Here is a 23,286-nt window from a genome sequence, read left to right on the forward strand (position 1 = left end):
GTCGTCGCTGACGTCTCGGCGGCGCCGGTGCCGCTCACGCCAGCTCGCACGGCGTGTAGGAGAACGCTTCGGCCGGCAACGGAACGCCGTACGTGCGCAGCTGGTGGGCACGGGTGAACACGGCGGCGCCTTCGAGCAGGTTGAGCGCGATCTGCACCACGGACCGATGCGCCGGCTCGGCCAAGAACGTGCCCGCCACCCACCGGTTGAACGCGCCCATCGCAGGCCCGCACCAGATCTGGTAATCGGCCCGCCGCGCCCCCTCTCCGGTGATCGCCCACCGGCTCGAACTGCCCAGGTACCAGCGGAAGACCAGGGCCATGCGGTGCTTCGGGTCGGCCTCCGCACGGGCGATCTCCGCAGGATCGCGCTGCTCCCAGAAGGCGCGCGTACGCTGCCAGACCTCGGCGAACGGGGCGCGCAGCACGTCCCGCTCGATCGAAGCACGCAGCGCGGACGGGATCTCCTCGAGCGAACCGTGGGCCCGGTACGCGGCGTGGAGCCGACCGGCCCGCTGGGCGAACATCGTTCCCCGAGAAAGCACTTGCAGCTTCACGCCGAGCTCGAACATGTCGGCCGCCGGCGCCATGGCCACATCGGAGACGTCCGCGTCGCAGAGCATCGCCTTGGCCTCGTCGGACAGGCCCGCCTCGACGGCCGTCTGGTTCACCGAGCCGACGACCACGTAGGACGCGCCGAGGGCGAAGGCGGCGGCCACTGCGTCCGGTGTGCCGAGACCGCCGGCCGCGCCGAGCCGAACCGAGCGGCGGTAGCCGAACCGCCGGCACAGCGTGTCGCTCAGGGCGGCGATCCTCGGCAGCAGGACCGACAGGGGCCGGTTGTCGGTGTGCCCACCGCTGTCCGCCTCCACGGTGATGTCCTCGGCCACCGGGACCAGAGCCGCCAGATCCGCCTCCTCCCGGGTCAGCTTCCCCTGGGCGACGAGGGGCCCCAGCAACGCGGGCGGGGCGGGGGAGAGGAACCTCTCCGCCACCTCGGGCCGGGAGACCTTCGCGAACAGGCGCGTACGCCGGACGATGCCGCCGTCCGCGCCCCGGCGGAGCCCGTGGGCCGAGCACAGCACGACCGCAGGGGTCAGCTCCATGAACGCCGACGCGGAAATGCGAGGAACACCGCAGCGCAGCAGCAGCTCGGCGACGCGCCACTCCAGCGTCGGCTCGGACGGCGAGTGGATGAGGTTGACGCCCCAGTTCGGGCGGGACCTCAGCTCGTGCGCCAGTGTGCGCACGGCTCGCTCCACGTCGGGGTAGGCAAGACCGCCCGCGCCGAAGAAGCCGATCATCTGCGCCCGCGCCATCTCCGAGACCATCCGGGTGGTCGCGATGCCGCCTGCCATCTCACCGGCGACATAGGGAAAGCGGACTTTGTGCGCCTCGCAGAAAGTGCGACCGCCGAGCCACTCGGGGTACAGCGGCGGCAGCGTACCGAGCACCGGACCGCCGGGTAAGGGGCCGGTCGCGATGCCCAGCTCCCGGCCGTCCGGCCCGCTGACGACGTGGACGGGTTCCCGGATGTGCCGGACACGGGCTGTGATCCCCTCGGGCGAGAAGACCGGCGAGGACGCAGCGGGGAAGCCGGGAACTGCGAGGACGGACACGGAATGGCTCCAACGGAAGAGGATGTCTGCTGGTCAGGCGTACGGGGCGAGTGGAAGGGCGGCCGGGGGGACGCCCGGGGACAGGAGGAGGGGCCCGCCCCACGGGGCCAGCCCGGACCGGAGGTAGTCGAGGCTCATCGGGGCGCAGACCACCGACGGCCCGAGCCGGGTTCTGACCCGGGTGTCGTCGAACCGCCGCCGGTGGGCCAGGTACGCCGTCATACCCGGGTAGAAGTCCAGCAGCGCCTCCAGCGCCGACGGGGCGTCCGGCTTGGTGGCGACCAGGTCGATCGAGATCGGAACCAGCTGTTCCAGGAGTGCCACGACCGTCGGCACGGGCACATCACGGTTATGGACGACGTGGTACGTGTCGACCCCGCCCGAGGGCGGCAGCCCGGCCAGCCGCACCATGACCTCGGCCGCGTGCTCCACCTGCAACAGGTTCAGCCGGCCGTGCGGATGCCCCACCGTACGGACGCGGGGCCGGCCGCCCGGGCCGGGGCTGCGGCGCACGCGGTTCCAGGGGCGGGGAGCGCTGCCGCACCAGCTTTCGTCGTCGGCCGGGCCCGGGACCGGGGGCTCGGCGGCGCGTCGCGCGTCACGCAGGATTCGCTCGATGACCAGCAGCGGGTGCGAGGGCAGCTCGGGGTGCGACGGCAGGTCGGTGACCAGGATGCTCGGCCGCAGGATCAGAACCGGGCGGCCGTGCTCCCGGGACCACGCGTGTACCAGCAGCTCCGCCTCGTACTTGGACTGCTCGTAGGCGTTCTCGAAACCGTCCGAGTCGTCCAGCTCGTCCTCGTACGCCACTCCGGTGCGGCGTCGGCCGGCCACGAACGCGGTGCTCACGTGATGGATCACGGGTGTCCGACGGCCTGCGGCCGCGAACTCCAGTACGCGCCGGGTCCCTTCGACGTTGGTCCTGCGCAGCTCGGGAAGGTCCCCCTCCAGATTGATGCTGCCCGCGCTGTGCCAGATCGCGCCGATGCTGTCGGCCAGCTTCTGGAACGTCCGCCCGGACAGCCCCAGCCGAGGCAGTGCCAGATCGGTCTCCACGATCCGAAGTCGGTGGGGGAGCCCGGCGGTGAATGCCTCCGGCGAGCCCGTCAGTTCGAAGAACCGGGTGATGCGGTGCAGAGCGTCCCCCGACCCGGCGTGGGCCAGGACCGTCACCGACCGGTGCGTGTCGAGCAAACGACGTAACAGGCGCAGTCCGAGGAATCCGGTGGCGCCGGTGAGGGCGACGTGCACGAGCGTGTCTCCAAGGGCGGTGAGAAGGGCGGGCCTGCGACCGCGTGCGGAGGCGGGGTACCGCCGTTGCAGCGACCGGGCGCGGGTGCACGGGGAGCCATGGGCCGTCCTGCGACACGGATCGTCACTGGCGGTCGCACCCGCATGGCTCGACTGGTACTCGCCGGTTCTCCGACGCCCCCGTCCGGCCCAGGGTGCTTCAGGCTCTGGAGACCCGGTGACCTCTGGCGCACGGCACACAATGGCAGACGCTGGGCCGGGCGCGAGCCTCGATCCTGCCTGGCCACCCGAACGGAGTACGCCGCACCGTGACCGTGCGCGTCCCTTCGGTCCGGTGCAACCCGTCGCAGGCCCTGCCGTCCGGCTTGCGGAGCTACCGGACACGGTCGGAGCCGTACGGCGGGGATCGGAGCGCCTTCCCCCTTTCGAGGGAACTCGCCGGCGGGGGACCTGGATCGGTCTGCCGGGGGCCACCATGCCGGCGGCGGCTGGGGGCGTGTAGGACAGCAGGCCCGTCAGGCACGGAAACCGGGAGCTACAGGGGTCCGGGAGCGGCCACGGCCGCCCGCCGCTGGGCTGACGGGAATCTGGGCGCCGAGGCCGCGGCGGCGTGCGGGCGCCGGACGGGCCCCCTCCGTTCGGTGGTCATCCTGATGATCGGCCGGTCCGGGCAGCGGTGTGCTGCGGCCGGCCGGGTGAGTGGGCTGCCCGGCGCTGCCGCCTCTTGCCGTACACCCGCTCCCGCCCCCTGTCCTTCCCGCGGTCAGCGCGATCGCCCCGGCCCGAACTGGAGCCCCGAAGCCCATGCCTGATTCCGAGCAGTCCGCCCTGTCCGCCCCGTCCGTCCGCCCCGTCAGGCCTGATCCGTCTGTTCCTCCGCCCCGCCGCCCGGCCCACTCGGTCGACCGGGCGTTCCTCAAGCTGGAGCGTCGTCGACCCGACGTCCGCTGGGACGCGGGCGGTGTCGCGTACCTCAGCGGTCCGCCCCCGGCCCTGGCGGACCTTCGCGCGTACGTGGGCTTCCGCCTCGGCGGGTTGCCTCTGCTCACGAGCCGGGTCGAGGGCGGACGGCGGCCCCGGTGGCAGCCGGACGCGGACTTCACCGTCGACCGGCATGTGCACGAGGTGGTCGCCGACGGCCCCGCTGCCTGGGACTCCGCCCTGCACACCGCGCTCAACGCCCCGTTCGCCCCCGGCGCCTACTGGGGAGTCTGGCTGATCCACGGCCACGAACCCGACGCGTACGCCGTGTGCTATCGCTTCCACCACGCCTGCCAGGACGGGGCGGCCGCCGCCATGACCTTTCGGGCCATGCTGGGCGAGGGAGAGCCGTCGGCGCGCCCGGTGCCGGGCCGGAACCGTCGGTTCGGGATGCCCCGACGGGTGGGCGCGGCCCTCGGGCTGGCCGCGAAGTTCGTGGTCGGCGCCATCGCCGTTCGCGGGCACCGTCCAAAGACGCCCTTCACCCCTTCCGGGGAACGGCGGCTGTGGCGGGGCCGCGTACCGGCGGACACCCTCCGCCGAATCGGTACGGCGCGCGGCGGCTCGGCCCACGACGTGCATCTGGCCGCACTCGCAGGGGCGTTGTCGGTCTGGTCGGCCCGCTCCGGCGTCCCGCTTCCCCGAGTGACGGCCGTGCTCCCCGTCGACGCACGCCGGGCCGACGAGGAACAGACATGGGGAAACCGCTGTTTCGCGCTGCCGATTGAGTTGCCGGTGCAGACCGTCTCGGAGCACCCGGACGGGTCCCGGGACGGCGAGGAGTCCCTGCGGCGGCTGGATCATGTCATGGCGACGACCCGGAAGCTGAGGGGCGAGGCATGGCGCCAGGCCATTCAGGACCTGGTCCGCTTCATGCCGGGCCGCCCCACAGAGTGGTACCTGCGAAGGATGCTCTCCCCACGCGTCACCAACGTCATGGCCACCTCCATGCCGCTCGCCGACAAGGGGAGCCTCGGGGAGACGCAGGTGACGGGCACCGCCCTGTTGCCCCTGCTCGTGCCAGGGCACCTCTTCGCGGTAGGGCTGTCGTTCTTCGGTGACTGGGCCGAGGTGTCTTTCGTCGCCGACCGCGCTCTCCCTCTCGGGGAACTGCTGCCGGGCCTGTGGGAGCGGGCCGTGGGGGAGCTGGAGGAGAGCTCGGCGCCCGTGTGAGCCGGGCGGCGACACGACGCACGAAGTGAGTCTGCGGGCCATGCCTCCTGCCCCGTGCCGCCGGTGATGTGGTGAGCGTGCGGGCGGTACGTATCACCCAGCGTCGGACGCGGGAGCGGGAGCGGCCACGCCGGTCCGCGGAGGGACCGCAGCACGTGCTCGACGCCTGCCTGCTCGGAGTTCCCGGCCAAGGGCCCGCCGGTAGGAGCGGATGTCGATCTCGATACCGTGGCGGTAGGTGGGCGCGTAGACCTTGTCATGCCGTCGCCAGGCACGGGCGATCGCCCGTGTCATCTCCACCGGCGACGGCAGGCCGACCGTTCCTTCGATCAGGTCGGCGACCCATTCCGCCTGAGGTTCGAGCAACGGGAAGGCGGCGCCGGCGGGTTGAGCGAGGCCCATGAAATAGAGCCCTGGGGAGCGGGGCGGCACCGTGCGCAGGTAGAGCTCCGTGCGGCCATCCGGGGCGGCGAAGACGGAGGGGGCCAGGAAGGGGAAGGAGATGGAGTATCCGGTGGCGTACACCACGGCGTCCACGGGTTCGCGACTGCCGTCCGTGAAAGTCGCCGTGTCCCGGCCGAAGGAGCTGACGCCGGGCTTCGGGGTGACCGCGCCCCGGGCCAGCTGAACGAGAAGTTCGTCCGAGGTGGAGGGGTGGGCGGCGAGGGGCCCGCGAACCGGTTCGGGAAGTCCGTAGTGAGCTGGGGCGCCACGGGTCAGCCGCAGGAGAAGCGCCATAGCCGGGTCCTTGAGGAACCGCGGGAGGCCGGACAGCGGGCTCTCCGCCAAGTGATCCGCCGGCCGGCCCAGCAGCATCTTGGGGAACACGTGCGCCGCGTCGCGTGCGGAGAGGAACGTCCGTGTCGCCGTACGAGAGATCTCCGCCGCGATCTCGCACGCGGAGTTGCCCATGCCGATCACCAGCACCCGGCGGCCGGCGTACAGCTCGGGGGAGCGGTAGTCGTGCGAGTGGACAGCGCTTCCCTCGAAACCCTCGGCCCCTGGCACGGCAGGACTCGGGAAGCGCGGGTCCCAGTGGTGCCCGTTGGCCACCACCACCTCGGTGTAGTGCTGCGTCTCCACCTTCGCGCCCGCGTCCCTCCGGCGGCGGGCGACCTCCCAGCCGCCGCCGTCCAGCGGCCGCACCGAGGTGACCTCCGTGCCGAGCTCGATATGGCGGTGCAGGCCGAACGACGCGGCGTAGTCCTCCAGGTAGGCGAGGACCTTGCTGTGGTGCGGAAAGACCGGGTAGGCCTCCGGCATGGCCAGTGAGGAGAAGGACATGCTCTCCTTCGAGATGTTCGCGTGCAGCGACGCATACACCCCCGACATGCCGTTGTCGTTGCCATACCGCCAGAGCCCGCCGATGGCCGAACCTGCCTCGAAGCAGTCGAACGGAATGTCGCGCGAGGCAAGGACCTTGCTGGTGGCCAGGCCGGACGGGCCCGCTCCGATCACGCACGTTCTCCGCATGGCTGACCGGCCTTCCCCTCATGTGCACGTGACGACGGTGGTTCGAGCCCGGTCACGCTAGCCACCCCCACCGCCCAGGGAGTGGTTTCCGGCGTCGGTCCCGTCGCACGTATGAGGGGGCGTGCACCAGGTTGACGCCTGGAAACGGGCGCGCGTCCGGTGCCGTTTCCGCCGCGTGGTCTGCTCGTTGGGCACGAGCGGATCGGTTCCGCCCGCCGAGCGGCCAACCGGAGGGCCCACCGGCCGGAAGACGCGGACGGGGTCCGCGGCCATCAGGCAGACCTGGTACGACGGAGTAGCGCTATGGACGTCAGAGATGTGCACCACTCCTACCGGCAGCACGCCGTCCTTCGAGGCGTCGACCTTCGGCTGCGGCCCGGCACTCTCGCGGGGATCGTCGGGGAGAACGGCGCGGGCAAAACGACTCTGCTGAAGATTCTGTCCGGAGAACTCAGCCCGGACCGTGGTTCGGTGCATCACCACGGCAGGTTCGGCTACTGCCCGCAGTCCGTGGTTCTGGACGACTCCTTCACCGTCCGCCAGCATCTCGACTTCTTCCGGAGCGCGTTCGGTCTCGCGGACCTGCGGCGGGCCGAAGAAGTGATGGAGACTCTGGCCTTCACCGAGTACCTCGACCAGCGTGCGGGCCTGCTCAGCGGGGGCTCCCGACAGAAGCTGAACCTGACCCTGGCGCTCATGCACGATCCGGACGTACTCCTGCTGGACGAGCCCTACCAGGGTTTCGACTGGGAGACGTATCTGCGTTTCTGGGAGCTGGCCACGAGACTGCGCGACGCCGGCCATTCGGTGCTGGTCGTCTCGCACCTGGCGTACGACATCGACCGGCTTGACCTGCTCTGGCGCCTGGAGAACGGACGCCTGCACCGCCAGGAACGGCGTACGGAGGCGGCGGCATGAAGCGGCACTGGTCCCTGTTCGCCACGGCGTCCCGGTACGCGTTGACCGGGCACGCCCGCAACCGGTTCGCGATGCTGCTGGTGGTCGTGTACATCCCCGTATGGATCGCCCTCGCCTATGTGACCATTCCCGATCAGCCGGCCCCGTTCCGGCTGCGGGCCACCGGCGAGGTCCTGTCCCCGCCAGGCAACCACCTCACTCAGATCACCGGTGCGCTGAACGCGGTCACACTGATCGCCGGGTTCATGATGTTCGCGGCCACCTTCACGGGAGGCGCTTTCGACCGCCGCCTCGCGATGGCGGGCTATCCTCGGTACCACCTCGTCCTCGCCAAGCTCTCCGCGCTCACGCTGGTCTGTGCCGCCGTCGCCGCGTATGCCACGGCCGCCGTCGCCTTCGCCTGGCCGCCGCAGCAACCCTTCATTCTCGTGGCTGCCCTGTTCTGCGCCGCCCTGACCTATGGTGCGCTCGGTGTGGTCCTGGGTTCGCTGCTCCGCCGAGAGGTGGAGGGCATGTTCGCCATTCTGATGATCAGCATCCTCGACGTCGCCCTGCAAAACCCCCTCTCCAGCTCCGGGTCGGACAGCGCCGTCGTGCGCTTCCTGCCGACGTACGGCGCTGTGCAGGCCAGCATGTCCGCAGCCTTCTCGGACGCGTCGGCCGCCCGGGGTCTCGTGATCCAGTCCCTCTGGCTCACCGGTGCCGCGTCGGCCGGGTTCCTGGTCTTCCGCCGGCGTACCCGAAACGCGCTCACATCAAAACGGAGGCCATCGGTTCTGGCTCCCCGCGGACACGGAACGGCCGAGGGCCCCCGCGTGCCCCTGCCCTCGGCGGAGTCCGGCCCGGGCGCAGAGCGCGCGGGGCGCACGTGATCGCCGGGCCATCGAGCGTCCTGGGGGCCTTCACTCATCGCACGGACGACCGACGATCCTGTGTGCCACCGGCTGTGCCGCGGACAGGCCCGTGACCTGGGAGGGCGGTGATCGTTCTGTAGCCGTCGGGCGCTGACGCGGTGTCCGGACCCCCACATCCTTTCCTGCAAGGAGACTGCCCCCATGACTCTCTCGCGTACTGTCCAGCGCACTGTCCTCACTGCGGTTCTCCTCTCCGCCTCCACGCTGGCCGTCCCCTCCACCGCGCAGGCGGCCCCGCTGCCTCCCGCGTGTCAGGAGGCGCTGCTCGAAACCCTCGACAAGTTCCCCGTCGTGGACTTCACCGTCCCCGACAAGGCCAAGAACACCATGCTGGGCCAGGTGCTGGGACTGAGCGAGGCGGAGCAGGAGGCGCTCACCGAGGTGGCGTGCGCGGCCTGGAACACCTGGGCGACCCAGAACGGCCAGGCTGTCGCAACGGACCTGGACACCCGCTACCGGAACGCCGCCGGTCCCGTGTGCAACAAGTTCGCCAGGTCCTCGATGGCGACGATCAAGAAGTACGCCCCGGGCGTACCCGCCGAGACCCGTGAGCTGGAGAAGCTGGCCAAGAAGGTCTGGAGCGACTCCATGGCGAAGCTGGCCGCGGAGGCCACCAACGCCGATTGCCGTACGGCCTACAACGCGGTGAAGGCCGGCTGGTAGCAGGACATCGGACGAGCGGTGCCGCGGGGTCGGCCCGGCCTCCTGGGGCAGGTGCCGGCGCGTGGGGCGCGGGCCGGCTGGTTGACGGCAAGGACGCCCGCCCGGCCGCTGCGGACGACGGCGCTTCGTCCGGCGGATGAATTTCTCAGAATGTGTCGTGAGCGCTGCGCTTCCCGAGATCTCCCGGTCGGGGTGCGGCTTTCCGGCGCATTACCGCACCGAGAAGGAAGCCGCCGACCTGCAAGGCGTAGACACCTGGCAGACGCCAGATCCTGCCCGACGCGGAAGGTTCGCGATCGGCGTCCTGCGGGCCGCGCTCTCGCTCGATGTCACGCAGGACACCGGTCTACCGCCCGTCTTCCGCGGTAGAGACGGTCCTGGAGACGTCAACCTCGCTAACCTCGCTGAGGTGCCTGAGGCGGGCCTACGCCACACCAGCCGCGGTGGGTGCGGCGTGCACCAGCCCCACGCACATCTGCGGACGCCGCCGCCCCGCCCAGACCGTCCAGCCGGCCGCCGCCACGGGAAGCGCGGCCGCCGGCCCGACCCCTACCAGTGCTCGGGCTGCCCGCTGCCGGCCCAAAACGAAGTCCAGGACCGCGGCGGAGATCCGGCTGCCCAGGGCAGCTGCACCATCAAGGGATGCACGGGAGGCCCCAGTCACCGGCCGTGCAGAACATCCCGATCCCGGCCCGGGAGCAGCGCCCTCACCGCACTTCGCGCTGCGTCGACCAGCGGGTCCACCCGGCTCGGCACGCTCGACGCGGTCCATCGCAGCCAGGGCGCGCCTTGGCCCCGCGTCGGACGGCAGGCCGTACGGAGAGCACACGCCAGCCTGCCCCACATTCCTGAAGTACCCACGCACCCCGTCTGGCCCACCAGCGTTCCTGGGAACAGGCCAGCGCCAACGTGACCGGACGCGAAACAGCCCGCCTCGCGGCCGCACAGCGCGGGAAGGATTCTTCAGACGCGCCGACAAGCTCTCACCCTGATCGCGCAGGCACCCCGTCACCGCGGCCGGTCGGGGGCCTGTGGTTCGGCGTCGTCCACGAGACGGGGCGGCCCGTCGGCGGAAAGCACGCTGCGCCACCCCCACACCGGGGCCCGGACGTCCTGGTCTTCGGCCCCAGCCTCATCCCCGGCGCACCGGGGCACGGGGCAGGGCACGCCTGCTGACCTCCGGTCTTCGTCCTATCGCAGCCGCCATCACCCGGCTCGCGCGCTCCGGTCGGCCTCGACTACCCAGTGGGCCTTACGGACCGCCACCGTCTTCGTCCGGCAGCACGTGGAACCGCCGCCACCAGGGGCACGCGAACCCGAGCCGCACGTTCCTACGGCCCTGGGGATCACGTAGCCTCCGGGGCCCGGGCTATGAAGTCGCGTCGCCTATGCCCAGCCCCTGCCCGGTCGGTACAGGTGTGCCGTCAATGTGGAGATGAAAGTCCGACTCAGCCGCTGTTCTTCTGCAGTAGGCAGTCGTACCCCAACTGGATGGTGTCAGCCACTGCCAGGGCGGTGACGCCTCCTGTGACGGCGCGTGTGGCACGGGGCCACAGCAGGTGAGCGCCGGTGAAGGTAGTTGTCAGCCAGACGCTGAGGCAGAACGGACAGGTGGCGAGCTCGCCTACGGTTGACCTGATGAGGCCCCCGCGAGGGCTTTCCTTCACTTCGGCGGGTCCTGCCGACCCCTCGTACCGCGTGAACGGCGCCCGGAGCGGGCTCGTGACGGAGCCCTTGCTGAGTAGTCGACCGAGTCGGAACACTGCGGCTGCCGTCATCAGAAGATCCAGCGGTTGGTGGCGGTCCGGTAGCGCAACCCTTCGCACGCCTACGACAGCGCCCCAGGCAGCGGTGTACGCACCGAAAGCGGCCAGGGCGCCCAGATGTCCGGCCAGCGGATGCTCCTTCGGCGGTGCGTAGGCCCTGTTCACTCGCCGAAAGGCTTCCCCCGCCCTCGACAGGAGAGCGCCCTTCTTGCCTTCGTTCTGATCCATGACGGAAACCTCCGGTATGCGCGGGTTGCGAGATCGGCCCTCGCTTCGAACAAGGGGCAGCCTCGCCGTCGAGGGGTGCCGTCCTCCCCCTCCGGGGCGCAAAGACTGCCTCAGTCTGGCTGCCGACCAGCTGTGCGCGTTCCAGTCGTCCCTGAGCAGAAAGAACCCTCCACAACCGCGGCCCCTGGCCCGGCGGACGCCAGCACGCCCGTCCGTTGTTCTGCCGCCGGTCGGGTCCAACGGCGAGGCAGCTCCCCTGTCGTGTGTCATCACGGCGTGATCAACTCCGGTATTGGGTCGGCGTTACTACGCCAGCTTTCTGCTGTTAGGCCGAACGGCCGACGGTTGCCCCGTCCAAGCCGACGAATTGCAGGGGGTTTCCAGGACACAGGGAAGTGAGAACTCGTGCACGTGAAATGAAAAGTACTTTCCGACCACCGCCTGCTGACGTCTACGAAGTCGAGTCGTCACCGTCGGGTCCCCGGCCCCCTTCGGCCTGGGGGGTGTACTCACCTGCATGAGCCGGCTCTTTCCTTATCGTGGGTGGGCGCTGAGGCATCGCCGCACGCGAGTAAGGAAGGAGTGCCCGTTTTGGAGAGCGGTAGACCCTCGCCCGACGATCCCGCTGCCGCATGGGCCAACGTGCGATCTTCACTCGGGGCGGGCTGATAAGCGGTGGGGCGGCCCTCGGCCCCGTCGCCGCACTGACGGATCACCCCGGAGAGGGCCGCCCGCAGGGTTATGGGCACGGGCTGCTGAGCCGCGTCACTTTTCGACGGTCCGTCCCGAAGGGCGGCCCGGGCCGCGGTGAAAGCGGAAACTGGGAACGGGGAAGGACACACGTGATGATCGACGAGCCCTGGTCCGCGAACTGCGGGGCGCGGCGGACGACGACGCCGCCCTCATCCTGTTGGAGGGCTGCGCCCGGGTGGCCGGCGGAGTCCGCCCTCGACGGCGACGATCTGCGCCGTGTGGCGGTGGTGCTGACGCGGACGGAGCTCGAGGACCGATCGGGCGCCGCGCACCCCACCCCGCAGACCTGACCCTGATGGCGGCGTCGCTGGACGACGCGGTCGGCAAGCTCGGCGGCTGAGTCCGCAGGGCGGCCGGGCTTCAGCCGGGCGGTGGCGCGTGCCTTCCGGCGCGGGAACCCGCGTACGCGGCGACACGCAGGGTGCGCATGCGGTCTACGGGGCGGAGGTCGGGCAGCAGGTTGCGGTAGGGGTCGAACGCCGCTCCGCCCTGGGCCGGCCCGGCGGGGCCCTCGCCCAGCAGAATGAGCTGGGCCAGGGGCTGCCAGGCCGCGTCCGTCCCGAAACAGAGTGTGAAGGCGAGGGGCCGCGTCGCGGTGGCGGCCCCTATCGCCGCCGGGTCGCTGGGAACCCGCGGGAAGCCGGGCTCCGGGAACACGGCCAGCACTCCACGCCGTTCACCGACGGCATAGGGCAGGAGCGTGGAGTACGGGCCAGCAGTGGGGGACATACGCAGAAGCGGCATGTGGCGGGACCAGCGTCCGCGGCCGCTGGTCGTCAGAAGCAGGTCCAGAGGGCGACGCGGCCCGTCGGCGTCCGCCACCCGCAGCGCCAGTCCCGCCGCGTCCGGCATGGGCCGTGGGAGCCCGGCGGCGCGGGACCAGCGCGCCGTCACCGCGTATGAACCAGGCGTGTCCAGCCAGGGCACGTCGCAGTGGGCCGCTCGCGCCGGAATGTAAAGGCGGCCCGCCAAGAGCACCCCGTCGGGGTGCAGGGCCGGCCGACTGCCGCGCCGACGGGCTGCGACGCGGGCCGTCCGGAAGGCGAGACGTTCGAGACGGTTCATCGAGCTGTCCGTTCCTGGTGCCGACGGCGATGCGGGTGGTCCCCACCCCATGGCAGCGAGTGCCCATTCCTGGCCGTTTCTCACGGTCCGCCGCCCGACCCTGCGCGTGAGCTGACCTGCCCGCCCTGCTCGGCGAGGGCGCCCGCCTATCCGACCGGGCACCGTACGGCCTGCTCTTCCGGAACAGCACGGCCGTCATCTCGCGCTGTCGCTGGCTCTCCGCCAGGCGCCTTACACGGTCGGCCCGCTCCCGGGCGCCGTCCTCGTCTGGGGAGCCGAGCTTGGGCTGGATCGCGGGCTCGGTGACCGGCTCGGTGGAGCCGTGGGCCTCGGCGGCGAGCTGATGCGCCTGCTCGTACGCCTGCCGGGCGCGAGGCCGCGTCCGGGAACCGTGCAAAGCCGCCCACGTCGACTCCGTGCCTGGACTGTTCACAGCCCGGTGTCACCGATGGCGCCGGGCGTCCCTGGAGCCCTGCAGTGGACCACCTGACAGGCCTTGGGCATGGCTCACTTCGAAGGCCGAGCCTGGCCAGGCTGGCATCACCACGTCACCCTCGTCTCGGCCGCCCATGCCTTCTGCGCCCTGCAGCGAGCCGATCCCCAAGAGAGTCGGCGTCGGCCTGAGCCTCTACCGAGTCGTCCGCGGACTCCAAGAGAGCCTCGGGGCCTGGACCGGTGCCCCCCACCTGTCACTGCACCATGCCAGAACCTGCCCCATGACCAAGCGCTATGAGGCCCCGGGCGCCCACCAGGTGAGAGCTGTCCCGATGAACAGGCAGGCCAGCGCCAGCGCGACGGCCCGGCGAGCGAGCGTCAGCCGGCGCGCCGCCCGGATCGCGGTGGCGAGCTCGAAGGCATCCACGGAGCCGTACTCACGCTGGATGTCGGCCAGCGTGACCGCCAACGGCTTCGTCCCGGACTGTGCGGCCAAGGCGTGCCACAGGCCCGTTACGGCGAGGGCGAGACCGCCGCCGATCAGTACCGTGACGGCCAGCCGCCACAGCGGCGGAAGGTCGACTGTGGTGGTCCGTCCCTTGATCACGACCGCGGTGCCGATCAGGGTCACAAAGGCCGCCAGACCGTTGCGCCATGCCTCCGCGCTGGCCCGCACGCTCGGCAGCGACTCGCGCACCAACGCCTGGAACCGGTCGCGATCCGCCAGATCGGTCTGGGTGGGCGGCCGTTCCGGCAGGCGGGGCACCAGGTTCATTCGGCGTCCATTGCGATCCGGAAGCTGGCCCCGCAACCGATCGCCCCGGCCGGGGCGTTCCCGTGCTCGCTGCCGCAACTGCAGGTGACATCCAGCACCACGAAGGCCGGCCGTTCGCCGTCCCCGCCGCGGCTGGGCCCTGACAGGCCGGTGAGCGCAGTGGTCACCTGACGGTCCACCAGGTGGTGGTCGCAGCGGGGGCACCGACCGGAGACCACGAAGCAAGGCGCGCCGCCTCCTTCGTACGGGGTGACGGTGAGTTCGCGCCTCCCCAGGAGTTCAAAGGCACGTTCGGTCCACGTGTAGTCGGCGCTGAGCAGGTAGTCGAGGGCGTCTGCTTGGGACATGACATCACTGTAGTGAGTGGCGGCCTACAGTGAGGCCATATCCAACTTTCCGCTGCGGCAAGGGGGGCCATGCCGGTCAACGAGGGCGAGTACGGCGGTTTCCGACGAGGGCGAGCAGGACGGTCCCACCGGAAGGGTGCGCGCGCATTGAGACGGCACCAGTACGCGCAGGCGTTCTACTGGTTCTCCCGCGCGCACGCCGCCGGGCACCCGAAGGCCGCCGGCCTGATGTACACGTTGGCCCACCTCGCGGGCGAGCCGAGCGATTCTCCTGTCATCTGGCGGCCGACGACCGAGCCGGTGGTGCTGTGGGCGGCCGCGGCACGCTCGCACCGTGTGTTCACGGCCACAGGTGACGTCGACCTGTTGGACCGGGCGGTCGCCCTCAACCGGGAGGCCGTGCGGTCGGCGCCTTCAGGCCTCCCCGCCCGTACTCTCATGCTGGCCTCGTTGCGTGACGTGCTGAGAGAGCGGTATGACCACCGGGGACTGACCGCGGACCTCGTCGAGGCGCTGGGCGCGGCGTACGAGGTGCTGAACGTCCTGCCGACCGGTCACTACGCGCGGTTGAGGTCCACTCAGCTCCTGATCGCCCTGGAGCGGGCGCGGTGCCAGGCTGTCGGAGCCAACGGCCCGCTCCGCATCGCCGTGGCGGAGTTCGGCAGACCGGCCCTGACACAGCCCGGTGGCACCCCGCAGGACCGGGCGACACTGGAGTCGAGCCTCTGCGCGGCGCTGCTGTTCCTGGCCCGGGACTCCGACGAGGACGCCCTTTTGGACGAGGCCGTCGACCTGGGCTGGGCGGCGGTCGGACGTACGACCTCCGCCCACCCCGACGTGGTGTCACGGAACAACCTGGCGGCAGCACTGTGCACCCGTGGCACACGGCGCGGTTCACTGGACGACCTGAACTCTGCGGTCGAGGTGCTGCGGGTGGCGATGACAGCGGTTGACGCCAAGCACGCCGCCTCGGTAGCGACAACGCTCATGGGAGCGTTGTCCGCGCGGGCCGACATGATGGGACGGGCCCGGGACAGGCAGGCCGCCGAGACGGTAGAGGACTACCTGAAGGAGACATTGCAGGGCGCGCCGGCGGGCCACCCGCAGAGGCTGCTGCAGGAGATCATCGCCGCTCACGGCGAGGCCGCGGTGGACGCGGCCCGTCGCGCGCTGGACTCTCTGCCGCCGGCCCATGTGGAGCGGCCGTTCGTCGCGGTGCGGTTGGCGCAGGCGCTCCGCGACGCCGGTCGGTGGAGTGAGGCTGTCGAGGTGGCGCGACAGGCTGCTGACCTGGCGACCGGCGGGAGTTCGGTCGTTGACGCGAACATGATCCTCGGTAACTTGCTGATGTCCGCCGACGAGCATGGGGTAGTCGTCCACGAGGGTGAGGTGTTGGCAGCCTTCAATGCAGCCGCCGCGGCGTGCGCCGAGACGGACTACGCCTACGCCAAGGTGAAAAACAACCAGGCCGGGGCGTTCATCGGCCGGTTCCTCCGCGACGGGGGGGAACCGGACCGCCAGGCGGCGGTGGCGGCTTTCCGGTCGGCGGCGGAAGCGACGGGCTCCTCCGTTCAGGACCGGCTGTTCGCCGCGCGCTGCTGGGCCGGGGCCGCACGGGAGGCCGACGACCACGCCGACGCCCTGGCGGCCGCCTGCGCCGCGGTCGCGCTGCTGCGGGAGTTCGGCTGGGCGGGCCTGGACCGGGACGACCAGGTGCAGAGCATCCAGGACGGCGCGGCGATGCCGCGCGAGGCGGCGGCCTTGGCGATCAGCGCCGGGCAGCCCGAACTGGCCGTGGAACTGCTCGAACAGGGCCGGTCGGTGCTTTGGGGCTCGACCCTGCACCTACGCGCGGACCTCACCGCTCTCGCGGCCCACGACCCCGCTCGCGCCGCTGAGCTGGAGCAGGTCCGCGCGACGCTCAACAAGGACGGAGGACTCGACCAGGAAGCACGTCTGCGGCTGGCCCGACGCTGGCAGCGGTTGGTGTGCGAGGTACGGGAGCTGCCAGGGTTCGCCACGTTCCTCGGACCGGCCACGTTCGACGAACTCGTACCTGCCGCGGCGGAAGGGCCCGTCGTCATCGTCAACATCAGCGCCATCCGCTGCGACGCGATCCTCCTGCTACCGGGTGGAGCGATCGACGTAGTAGAACTGCCCGACGTGAACGTACCGGGCATCGACGAGATCGCCCGGGCCTACCTGAGCCACCTCGCGGCCGCGGCGATGCCGGACGCCGGGTGGTTGACCCACGAATGCGCCCGGTCCACCGTGCACACGACTGTGAGGTGGTTGTGGGAACACATCGCCCGGCCGGTTCTCGACCGGCTCGCCTGGCCGACCGAGTCAACGACCCCTCCCCGGCTGTGGTGGTGTCCCACGGCGTCCCTCACCGCTCTGCCACTGCACGCCGCCGGACGCTACCCACGCAGCACCGCTGACCGCACGGCACCGGTCGGGCTGCCGTACGCGGCTGTGTCTTCGTACACCACCACACTCTCCGCCCTGATCGAGGCGCGGCGGCGGCCAGCGCCCGCGGACCCCACGCTGCTGGCGGTCGCGCTGACCGACACCGAACGCGGCCACGCCGTGTTGCCCGCAGTAGCGGCGGAACTCCGTGCGCTCGACGAGATCCTCGGCCGCCACAGGCTGACGGTTCTCGCCGACAGTGCGGCCACTTCGGCGGCCGTACGGCAACACCTGCCCGCGCACACCTGGGTGCACTTCGCCTGCCACGGCTGGATCGACATGACGGCGCCCGCCGGCTCGGGCCTCAGCCTGCGGGACGGCGACCTCAACCTCCTCGACATCGCTGACCTGCGACTCGACACGGCTGACCTGGCGTTCCTGTCCGCCTGCTACACCCGACTGGGCACCAGCCATCTCCCGGACGAGGCCATGCACACCGCCGCCGCCCTGCGCGTCGCGGGGTTCCGGCACGTCGTGGCGGCTCTGTGGTCCATCAACGACCAGGTCGCTCCTCAAGTGGCCGCCACCTTCTACCGCCACCTCGCCGGCCCGGACGGCCCGACCTCCGCCGACACCGCCCGGGCCCTCCACCGCGCCGTCGCCGAACTCCGCGCCCAGCACCCCACCGACCCGACCCTCTGGGTCCCCTTCGTCCACGACGGCCCGTAACCGAGACTGCGGGGCGGTCAGATCGTTGGCCGTGGGCCAGCGGCCTGCGGCTGTGAGCGGCCGACCGACCCGCACGCCTGGGTCTGCCTCGATCTTCGTGTCGTGCCGCGGTCTGCTTGGCAGGGGCTGTTTGCAGGTGGTGCAGACGCCGGTCCAGCGCCCCAGGAGGTCCTGGGCTGTGGGGGAGTAAGCCCGGTTTCGGTGCTTTGGGAGCCTGACGCTGTTCGGTGAGAAGTGCGTGGACGGCGGTCACGAGGGCGAACCGCCCCGGGTTCGGTAGGGACTCGATCATTTGAGAGGATCGAGTCATGGCTCGTCTTTCCCCTTAACCGCTTGAGCTGCGCCGTCGTGCGGTGCGGATGGTCGCCGAGGTGCGGCCCGACTACGACACCGAGTGGGCCCCGATGAGAGCGGTCGGGTCCAAGCTCGGAATCGGCACGACCGAGACGCTGCGCAAGTGGGTCCGGCAGGACCAGATCGACGTCGGCACGCGGCCGGGCACCACGAGTGAGGAGTCGGCCGAGCTGAAGCGGCTGAAGAAGGAAAACGCCGAGCTCAGGCGGGCAAACGAGATCCTCAAGGCCGCGGCGTCTTTCTTCGCGGCCGAGCTCGACCGGCCACACACACGCTCGTAGCCTTCATCGACGAGCACCGGAACCGCTTCGGCGGTGTCGAGCCGATCTGCCGCGTGCTGAGCGCACACGACTGCGAGATCGCCCCTGCCACCTACTACGCCCACCGCAATCGACGGGTCGCGCCGTCCGTCAGAACCGTGCGGGACGCCGAGCTGAAGGAGCACATCAGCGAGGTCTTCGAGACCAACTACCGGGTTTACGGCGCGAGGAAGGTCTGGCGGGAGCTGAACCGGCAGAGCCACACGGTGGCCCGCCGTCCGCGGCCGACACGTGATCACCACGCTGCCCGGCGGTCAGACCGACCGGGCCCCGGACCTCGTCGACCGCGACTTCGTCGCCGGCACCCTGAACCGGTGCTGGGTTGCGGACTTCGCCTATGTGAAGACCTGGGCTAGTGTCGTCTACGTCGCCTTCGTCGTGGACACCGTCTCCCGTCGGACCGTCGGCTGGCCGGCCGCCACCGTGAAGGAAACGGTCTTCGTGCTGGACGTCCTGGAGATGGCGCTGTGGCAACGTGACCGCGGCCAACACCCGGTGCAGCCGTGCGAGTTGGTACACCACTCGGATACCGGGTCGCAATACAGGAGTTTCCGCTCGCCGACCACCTGGGAACCGCCGGCATCGCCGCCTCCATCGGCCCGGTCGGCGACGCCTACGACAACTCCCTGATGGAGAGCACGATCGGCCTGTTCAAGACCGAACTGATCAAGCCCATGCGGCCATGGAAGACGCTGTCCGACGTCGAGCTCGCCACCGCCGAGTACATCGACTGGTACAACCACCGGCGACTCCACGGTGGGACAGGCCACGTCCCACCGGTCGAATACGAGAACAACCACTACCTCGCAACCACGAAACCCCAGGTCACACCCAATGTCTGAGATCTCTACCGAACCCGGAACGGTTCAACCTCGGGTCCTGGAGACGGGTGGTGTGACCGCATTCTCAGTTCAGCGGCGAGCGGTGGGGCTCTCCGCAGGCACCGTTCGGTTCGAGATGCGGGGCGTCCCGGTCCGCGGCCGTCCGACGCCATGAGCGGGGAAGAGGCGTGGGGGCGCGGGCCGACAACGCCGAGGGCACCGCCGAGCACGTCACTTCACGCAGTGGAGGCGCTGATGCTCGGCGTCGCCGCACGGGAAGCGATGCACAGCGGGCCGCCCAGACGACAGGCTTCGCCGCCTCGTCTTCCGTAGGATTACGATCCGGCTGGGGCCCGATCTCCGCAGGCTGAGCGCGAACAGCGGCGCACGCGTGCTCCGCTGTTCGCGGTAGAGACGACAAAACCTCGGCAGGGCTGTGCTCAGCGGGTGCTAGTCAGTCCGCCGGCGACGGCGATGATTTCGCCCACGGTATAGCTGGAGTCCGCGTCAGAGGCCAGGTGAACGTAGACCGGAGCAATCTCCTCGGGCTGAGCGACCCTGCCCAGCGGCCCTTCGCTGCCGAGTTGGGCGAGGCCTTCTTGGGGCATATGCGGGTCGGCTACGTTGAGCACAGTCCAGGTCGGCCCAGGGGCGACGATGTTGGCCCGGATGCCGTCTTTGGCCAGGTGTGAGGCGATCGATTTTGTGAAATTGACCAGAGCGGCCTTGGAGGCCGCATAGTCGATCATGGTGTCGCTACCCTTGAGTGCTTCCTCCGATGCGGTGGCAATGATCGCGTCACCCGCCTTGAGATGGGGACGCGCGGCCTGCACCAGGTGGTAGTACGCGTAAACGTTGACTTTGAAGGACCGGTCCCAGTCTTCGTATGACAGTTCCGACAAGTCCAACTGGCTGTTCAGATGGGCAGCGTTGTTCACAAGAATGTTCAAACCGCCAAGCTCGCGCACGGTCTGCTCGACGACCTCCCGACAGAAGGACGCCTCGGCCAAGTCGCCGGAAAGCAGCAGACAAGTGCGACCCTCTTCCGCTACCGCCCGGCGGGTCTCTTCCGCGTCCGGTTGTTCCTCGGGCAGGTGTACGACAGCGACATCGGCACCCTCGCGCGCGTACAGGACCGCCACAGCCCTGCCGATGCCCGAGTCCCCACCGGTGATCAGCGCGACCTTGCCGCGGAGCTTGTCAGCCGCACGGTAGCGTGAGGCCTGGAAATGCGGCTTGGGGTCCATGTCCCGTTCGAGGCCGGGCGGCTGCTGGCGCTGATGCGGGTAGGGCGGCACCGCTTCCGAAGTGATTTGCGGGCCCGGATCGCGCATATTGCCGCTGTCATGCATGGGAAATCCTCCTGCCGTCTTGCGGAGTCGTTACTCCTCGTCACACGTGATCGCGTAACCGCTGAAACGCCTGAGTAAACGGATGCACGCGGACGGCAGAGAATGCGCTGCACACCGCGCCCCTGCGTTATCGGTGGCCAGGCCCGAAACCTGAGAGCGTGGGCGGACGGCCGGCCGCCGCGTCCGACAGCGGCCTGACCGCGGGGTCCCGCCTCTTGTTCAGGAGTAGCGCGCTGCGTCCAGCGCCGACGCCACGACCGCGAGCCGCGAAACCGGTGCGCTTCATTGGCCAGCTCCCTCGTGAGCCGGTGTTGGCAGCAGGCACTCTTTGTGCTGACACGGTCTGCCGGAACTTCGGCCAGCCCACCGGCATGGCGCGGTCGGCCCTCCCTCCCCATGCCGCAAAGGCAGTAAGGAGTTCAGTAGTCCTGTGAGCTGCTGTAGGGCGTGGCGTAAGGAGCGTGGGGCGGGGCGGGGCGGGAGCGAACACGGTGGAGGTGCAGATGGCGGGTGAGGCGGATGGCGGGCCGGAGGAGGAGCTCAATGCTGCCTATGAGGAAGCACCATGTACCGGCCGTAGTCCACTGTTCGGAGAAGAACATGATGCTGCCGACGACGAACCACACTGCGATGAGGGCGTCGTTGGCAATACTGGCGGCTTCGTAACGTCGCCCGATGACTAGCTCTTGCCCGCCCATGCGGATGACCAACGACGTGCTCTCCTCGGTGTTCTTCATCCCCCCACGGTACGGACGTTGCAAGCCGAACGCGGCGGAGCCGCGCTGCGGGATCGGTCCGGCGGCCCCATCGACTCGCCTCCTCACCGGCCTTCGGCAACGCCCCGGCCGGGCCGCCCGCGTGCCATCATCACCTTCTACGCGTCCGGGAGGGCGCTGCCCGCGACGGACACGTGGCCCAGTCACAGCACTGAGGTGGATGGGGTCCGGGTGGCTGCCCGCGCCTCGCTCCGGGCGGGGCGGCCGAACAGGTCGGCCGGTGGAGCGGCGGCCAGGTTCGAGAGTGGAGGCGGTGGGCTCTTCCGTGTTGACGCGGAGACTCGGTAGTTGCATGGGCTGCCAGCCCGTGATCCGAGTCCAGGCCGGCCGGGGCCGCCAACGGTCCAGATACATGGGTTTCGTGGTGCCGTAGGCGTGGCGGCGCAGGCCCGTGGTCCGGGGCCACAGGCGCACGGCGCGCAGCCCCTTCGCTTTCTCGGTTCCATCGCGTCCGGGGAGGGCGGTGGAGAGCGGGAGCGGTGGGCTGAGGGTGAGCGCCGGGGAAGCGCCGGGATCGCGTCTCACCAGCGAGGTCAGCCGGCTCCACAGGCACGGAGGCAACGCGTTCGCGACCTACCCCGGTGCCACCCGCGCGGCCGCGCCGAGAACCACTTGTGGCTGCCGCTGGCCTTTATCGAGGACGGGGGGACGCAGGTCCGCCTCGACACCGCCCGCACCATGACTGAACGCCTACAGCGCGCCGTCACCGCGTACGCGAAGTCCCTCGGACATGACCAGGGCGACTACGTGGTCCCGGCTCCGCTGCGCGAACCGCCGGCCCCCACCGAGTGCCGGAGCAAGCGGCGGTGCGCGAGCACAAGCTCACCTACGAGGCATTGGAGGCCCCCCTGCGACGGGTCCACGCGGCGACAGCCATCTTCCCCGGCCGGGCGCACGAGGCGTACGGGCAGACACGCGGGCAGGCGTTCGTCGCTGCGGCCGCCACTGTGCTGGACCAGGCGGAGAAGAAGGTGAAACAGGCTGCCGAAGAGTCCGGCAGGGCGATCAACACGCGGGCAGAGGCCAAGCAGAAGGACACGTACCTGCGCGAGTACCTGAAGTCCAAGCGGGACCTGAGCCTCTTCGAAGGACATCGCGCCGGCGTCACTCTGAAGTAATTGGAGGCCGACATCTTCGAAGCGTCGGCCGAGCGGCCTTGCGCGCTAAGGTGCAGGCCGCCAGTGCAGGGTCTGGCGCTTTATATGCATCGACTTCCGCCCTCACGGCGCGGAGGCGGCGTTCCGCCCGGCGAACGAACGCGTCTCCCGTAGGGTCGTGAGGACACCTTGGACGCTGTGCCGCCGCCGTAGGGCTGGTGCCAGGTAGGGAGCCGCACGGGCATGGACTGGCAGGATTTCGCGCAACAGATGGCGACGATGGCACGCGACCTGTCGGCGCAAGACTGCGTATCCGACATGTTCGAGCTGATCACCACGTCCGCGACCGAGCTGGTCGAGGGCTGCGACGCCGCCGGCGTCCTCGTCATGCGCGAAGACCGAGTGCGGACCCTCGCAGCCACCGAGCAGTGGGTCACCGACAGCGACCGGCTGCAGGAGCGTCTCCAGGAGGGCCCCTGTTTCGACGCGGCCCGCCACCGGGATGGGGAGCGGGTCTACCGCGTCGTTGACATGACCGCCCCGCATCAGCGCTGGCCCGCCTTCGCGTCTTCCGCCCGCGGACTCGGAGTGGGCAGCATGGTGGGCGTCCTGCTGTTCACCGAGGACGACAACCTCGGCGCGCTGAACCTGTATGCCAGGCATCCTGGACGGTTCAACGAGGTCGGTGAGGCCTCCGCCTGGGTCCTGGCCTCCCACGCTGCCGTCGCCCTCTCCAGCGCACGGGTCCACGAGCAACTGGAGCAGGCGATCGCCTCCCGGCACGTCATCGGTGAAGCCATGGGCATTCTCATGGCCGGCCACGGCCTCGCCGAGAACGAAGCCTTCAACGTCCTGCGTCGCTTTTCGCAGAACCACAACATCAAGCTGCGCGAGGTCGCCCGCCACGTCGCCGAACTCGGTGCCCTGCCCCGGCCGGAGCACGGGGGGAGCGGCTCCCCCGGCACGTGACAGAACCGGAGGAACCTCAGCCGAACCAGCCCCCAGGGGAACGCCGCCGGCCCGGCCTGCACCCGGAGTTCCCAACGTCCGGCAGTCCACACACTGGTG

At 70.3% G+C, this 23,286-nt stretch carries 16 protein-coding genes and 2 pseudogenes; 9 read left to right on the forward strand and 9 right to left on the reverse strand.

What is annotated here, in order from left to right; genetic code table 11:
• Window positions 1-34: 34 nt before the first annotated feature.
• Window positions 35-1,618: a PfaD family polyunsaturated fatty acid/polyketide biosynthesis protein gene (locus V9U70_RS13510; RefSeq protein ID WP_336675082.1), complete on the reverse strand. Its 1,584-nt coding sequence runs from the start codon at window positions 1,616-1,618 to the stop codon at window positions 35-37.
• Between the two features lie 33 nt (window positions 1,619-1,651).
• On the reverse strand, window positions 1,652-2,869 hold the full coding sequence (locus V9U70_RS13515; protein ID WP_336675083.1) for an SDR family oxidoreductase: 1,218 nt from the start codon (window positions 2,867-2,869) through the stop codon (window positions 1,652-1,654).
• 804 nt (window positions 2,870-3,673) lie between these two features.
• Here V9U70_RS13515 and V9U70_RS13520 point away from each other — a divergent pair.
• On the forward strand, window positions 3,674-5,023 hold the full coding sequence (locus tag V9U70_RS13520) for a wax ester/triacylglycerol synthase domain-containing protein (protein ID WP_336675085.1): 1,350 nt from the start codon (window positions 3,674-3,676) through the stop codon (window positions 5,021-5,023).
• A gap of 93 nt (window positions 5,024-5,116) precedes the next feature.
• Here the strand turns inward: V9U70_RS13520 and V9U70_RS13525 are convergent, their stop codons facing one another.
• Window positions 5,117-6,481: a flavin-containing monooxygenase gene (locus V9U70_RS13525; RefSeq protein ID WP_336675087.1), complete on the reverse strand. Its 1,365-nt coding sequence runs from the start codon at window positions 6,479-6,481 to the stop codon at window positions 5,117-5,119.
• 318 nt (window positions 6,482-6,799) lie between these two features.
• Between V9U70_RS13525 and V9U70_RS13530 the strand changes: the two genes are divergently transcribed.
• The 3 genes from V9U70_RS13530 to V9U70_RS13540 all read left to right on the forward strand — a co-directional run bounded on the left by V9U70_RS13530 (window position 6,800) and on the right by V9U70_RS13540 (window position 8,991).
• Entirely contained in the window at window positions 6,800-7,414 is a 615-nt protein-coding gene (locus V9U70_RS13530; RefSeq protein ID WP_336675088.1) for an ABC transporter ATP-binding protein, read from the forward strand.
• The gene (locus V9U70_RS13535) at window positions 7,411-8,286 is read left to right on the forward strand and encodes an ABC transporter permease (protein ID WP_336675090.1); all 876 of its coding nucleotides are present in this window, start codon (window positions 7,411-7,413) and stop codon (window positions 8,284-8,286) included. Before V9U70_RS13530 ends, V9U70_RS13535 begins: the two co-directional genes overlap by 4 nt.
• A gap of 183 nt (window positions 8,287-8,469) precedes the next feature.
• Window positions 8,470-8,991, forward strand: a complete 522-nt coding sequence (locus V9U70_RS13540) for a hypothetical protein (RefSeq protein ID WP_336675092.1) — start codon at window positions 8,470-8,472, stop codon at window positions 8,989-8,991.
• Between the two features lie 1,448 nt (window positions 8,992-10,439).
• Here V9U70_RS13540 and V9U70_RS13545 read toward each other — a convergent pair.
• The gene (locus V9U70_RS13545) at window positions 10,440-10,985 is read right to left on the reverse strand and encodes a DUF1360 domain-containing protein (RefSeq protein ID WP_336675093.1); all 546 of its coding nucleotides are present in this window, start codon (window positions 10,983-10,985) and stop codon (window positions 10,440-10,442) included.
• Between the two features lie 1,113 nt (window positions 10,986-12,098).
• Entirely contained in the window at window positions 12,099-12,803 is a 705-nt protein-coding gene (locus V9U70_RS13550) for a phosphodiesterase (protein ID WP_336675095.1), read from the reverse strand.
• A gap of 490 nt (window positions 12,804-13,293) precedes the next feature.
• Between V9U70_RS13550 and V9U70_RS30595 the strand changes: the two are divergent.
• Window positions 13,294-13,536 (forward strand): annotated as a pseudogene (locus tag V9U70_RS30595) (hypothetical protein); the annotation flags it as partial.
• On the opposite strand, the gene V9U70_RS13555 reads toward V9U70_RS30595, so the two are convergent.
• Together V9U70_RS13555 and V9U70_RS13560 are read right to left on the reverse strand one after the other, a co-directional pair.
• Window positions 13,531-14,013 (reverse strand): hypothetical protein, encoded by a 483-nt coding sequence (locus tag V9U70_RS13555; RefSeq protein ID WP_336675097.1) that lies wholly within the window; start codon window positions 14,011-14,013, stop codon window positions 13,531-13,533. The pseudogene V9U70_RS30595 and the gene V9U70_RS13555 overlap by 6 nt on opposite strands.
• Window positions 14,010-14,360: a hypothetical protein gene (locus V9U70_RS13560; RefSeq protein WP_336675098.1), complete on the reverse strand. Its 351-nt coding sequence runs from the start codon at window positions 14,358-14,360 to the stop codon at window positions 14,010-14,012. The genes V9U70_RS13555 and V9U70_RS13560 overlap by 4 nt, the downstream gene beginning before the upstream one ends.
• Before the next feature lie 147 nt (window positions 14,361-14,507).
• Between V9U70_RS13560 and V9U70_RS13565 the strand changes: the two genes are divergently transcribed.
• A complete protein-coding gene (locus tag V9U70_RS13565; protein WP_336675099.1) occupies window positions 14,508-17,498 on the forward strand; it encodes a CHAT domain-containing protein in 2,991 nt (996 codons plus the stop codon).
• A gap of 359 nt (window positions 17,499-17,857) precedes the next feature.
• Window positions 17,858-19,014 (forward strand): annotated as a pseudogene (locus V9U70_RS13570) (IS3 family transposase).
• 419 nt (window positions 19,015-19,433) lie between these two features.
• Here the strand turns inward: V9U70_RS13570 and V9U70_RS13575 are convergent.
• Entirely contained in the window at window positions 19,434-20,345 is a 912-nt protein-coding gene (locus V9U70_RS13575) for an SDR family oxidoreductase (protein WP_336675100.1), read from the reverse strand.
• A gap of 419 nt (window positions 20,346-20,764) precedes the next feature.
• Window positions 20,765-21,082 carry a YrhK family protein gene (locus V9U70_RS13580; RefSeq protein WP_336675101.1) on the reverse strand — a complete coding sequence of 106 codons (318 nt, stop codon included), beginning with the start codon at window positions 21,080-21,082 and terminating at the stop codon, window positions 20,765-20,767.
• Window positions 21,083-21,927: 845 nt separating this feature from the next.
• Between V9U70_RS13580 and V9U70_RS13585 the strand changes: the two genes are divergently transcribed.
• Together V9U70_RS13585 and V9U70_RS13590 are read left to right on the forward strand one after the other, a co-directional pair.
• The gene (locus V9U70_RS13585) at window positions 21,928-22,239 is read left to right on the forward strand and encodes a hypothetical protein (protein ID WP_336675102.1); all 312 of its coding nucleotides are present in this window, start codon (window positions 21,928-21,930) and stop codon (window positions 22,237-22,239) included.
• A gap of 222 nt (window positions 22,240-22,461) precedes the next feature.
• Window positions 22,462-23,187 carry a GAF and ANTAR domain-containing protein gene (locus V9U70_RS13590; RefSeq protein WP_336673417.1) on the forward strand — a complete coding sequence of 242 codons (726 nt, stop codon included), beginning with the start codon at window positions 22,462-22,464 and terminating at the stop codon, window positions 23,185-23,187.
• Window positions 23,188-23,286: the final 99 nt, after the last annotated feature.

Source organism: Streptomyces pratensis (assembly GCF_037137275.1).
Taxonomy (GTDB): Bacteria; Actinomycetota; Actinomycetes; order Streptomycetales; family Streptomycetaceae; genus Streptomyces; species Streptomyces pratensis_B.

What these genes read in the sequence shown, in the direction of transcription:
- V9U70_RS13560 (WP_336675098.1), bottom strand. Translation starts at nt 14,360, where the DNA reads ATGTCCCAAGCAGACGCCCTCGACTACCTGCTCAGCGCCGACTACACG.
- V9U70_RS13520 (WP_336675085.1), top strand. Translation starts at nt 3,674, where the DNA reads ATGCCTGATTCCGAGCAGTCCGCCCTGTCCGCCCCGTCCGTCCGCCCC.
- V9U70_RS13555 (WP_336675097.1), bottom strand. Translation starts at nt 14,013, where the DNA reads ATGAACCTGGTGCCCCGCCTGCCGGAACGGCCGCCCACCCAGACCGAT.
- V9U70_RS13530 (WP_336675088.1), top strand. Translation starts at nt 6,800, where the DNA reads ATGGACGTCAGAGATGTGCACCACTCCTACCGGCAGCACGCCGTCCTT.
- V9U70_RS13550 (WP_336675095.1), bottom strand. Translation starts at nt 12,803, where the DNA reads ATGAACCGTCTCGAACGTCTCGCCTTCCGGACGGCCCGCGTCGCAGCC.
- V9U70_RS13545 (WP_336675093.1), bottom strand. Translation starts at nt 10,985, where the DNA reads ATGGATCAGAACGAAGGCAAGAAGGGCGCTCTCCTGTCGAGGGCGGGG.
- V9U70_RS13540 (WP_336675092.1), top strand. Translation starts at nt 8,470, where the DNA reads ATGACTCTCTCGCGTACTGTCCAGCGCACTGTCCTCACTGCGGTTCTC.
- V9U70_RS13580 (WP_336675101.1), bottom strand. Translation starts at nt 21,082, where the DNA reads ATGAAGAACACCGAGGAGAGCACGTCGTTGGTCATCCGCATGGGCGGG.
- V9U70_RS13590 (WP_336673417.1), top strand. Translation starts at nt 22,462, where the DNA reads ATGGACTGGCAGGATTTCGCGCAACAGATGGCGACGATGGCACGCGAC.
- V9U70_RS13575 (WP_336675100.1), bottom strand. Translation starts at nt 20,345, where the DNA reads ATGCATGACAGCGGCAATATGCGCGATCCGGGCCCGCAAATCACTTCG.
- V9U70_RS13535 (WP_336675090.1), top strand. Translation starts at nt 7,411, where the DNA reads ATGAAGCGGCACTGGTCCCTGTTCGCCACGGCGTCCCGGTACGCGTTG.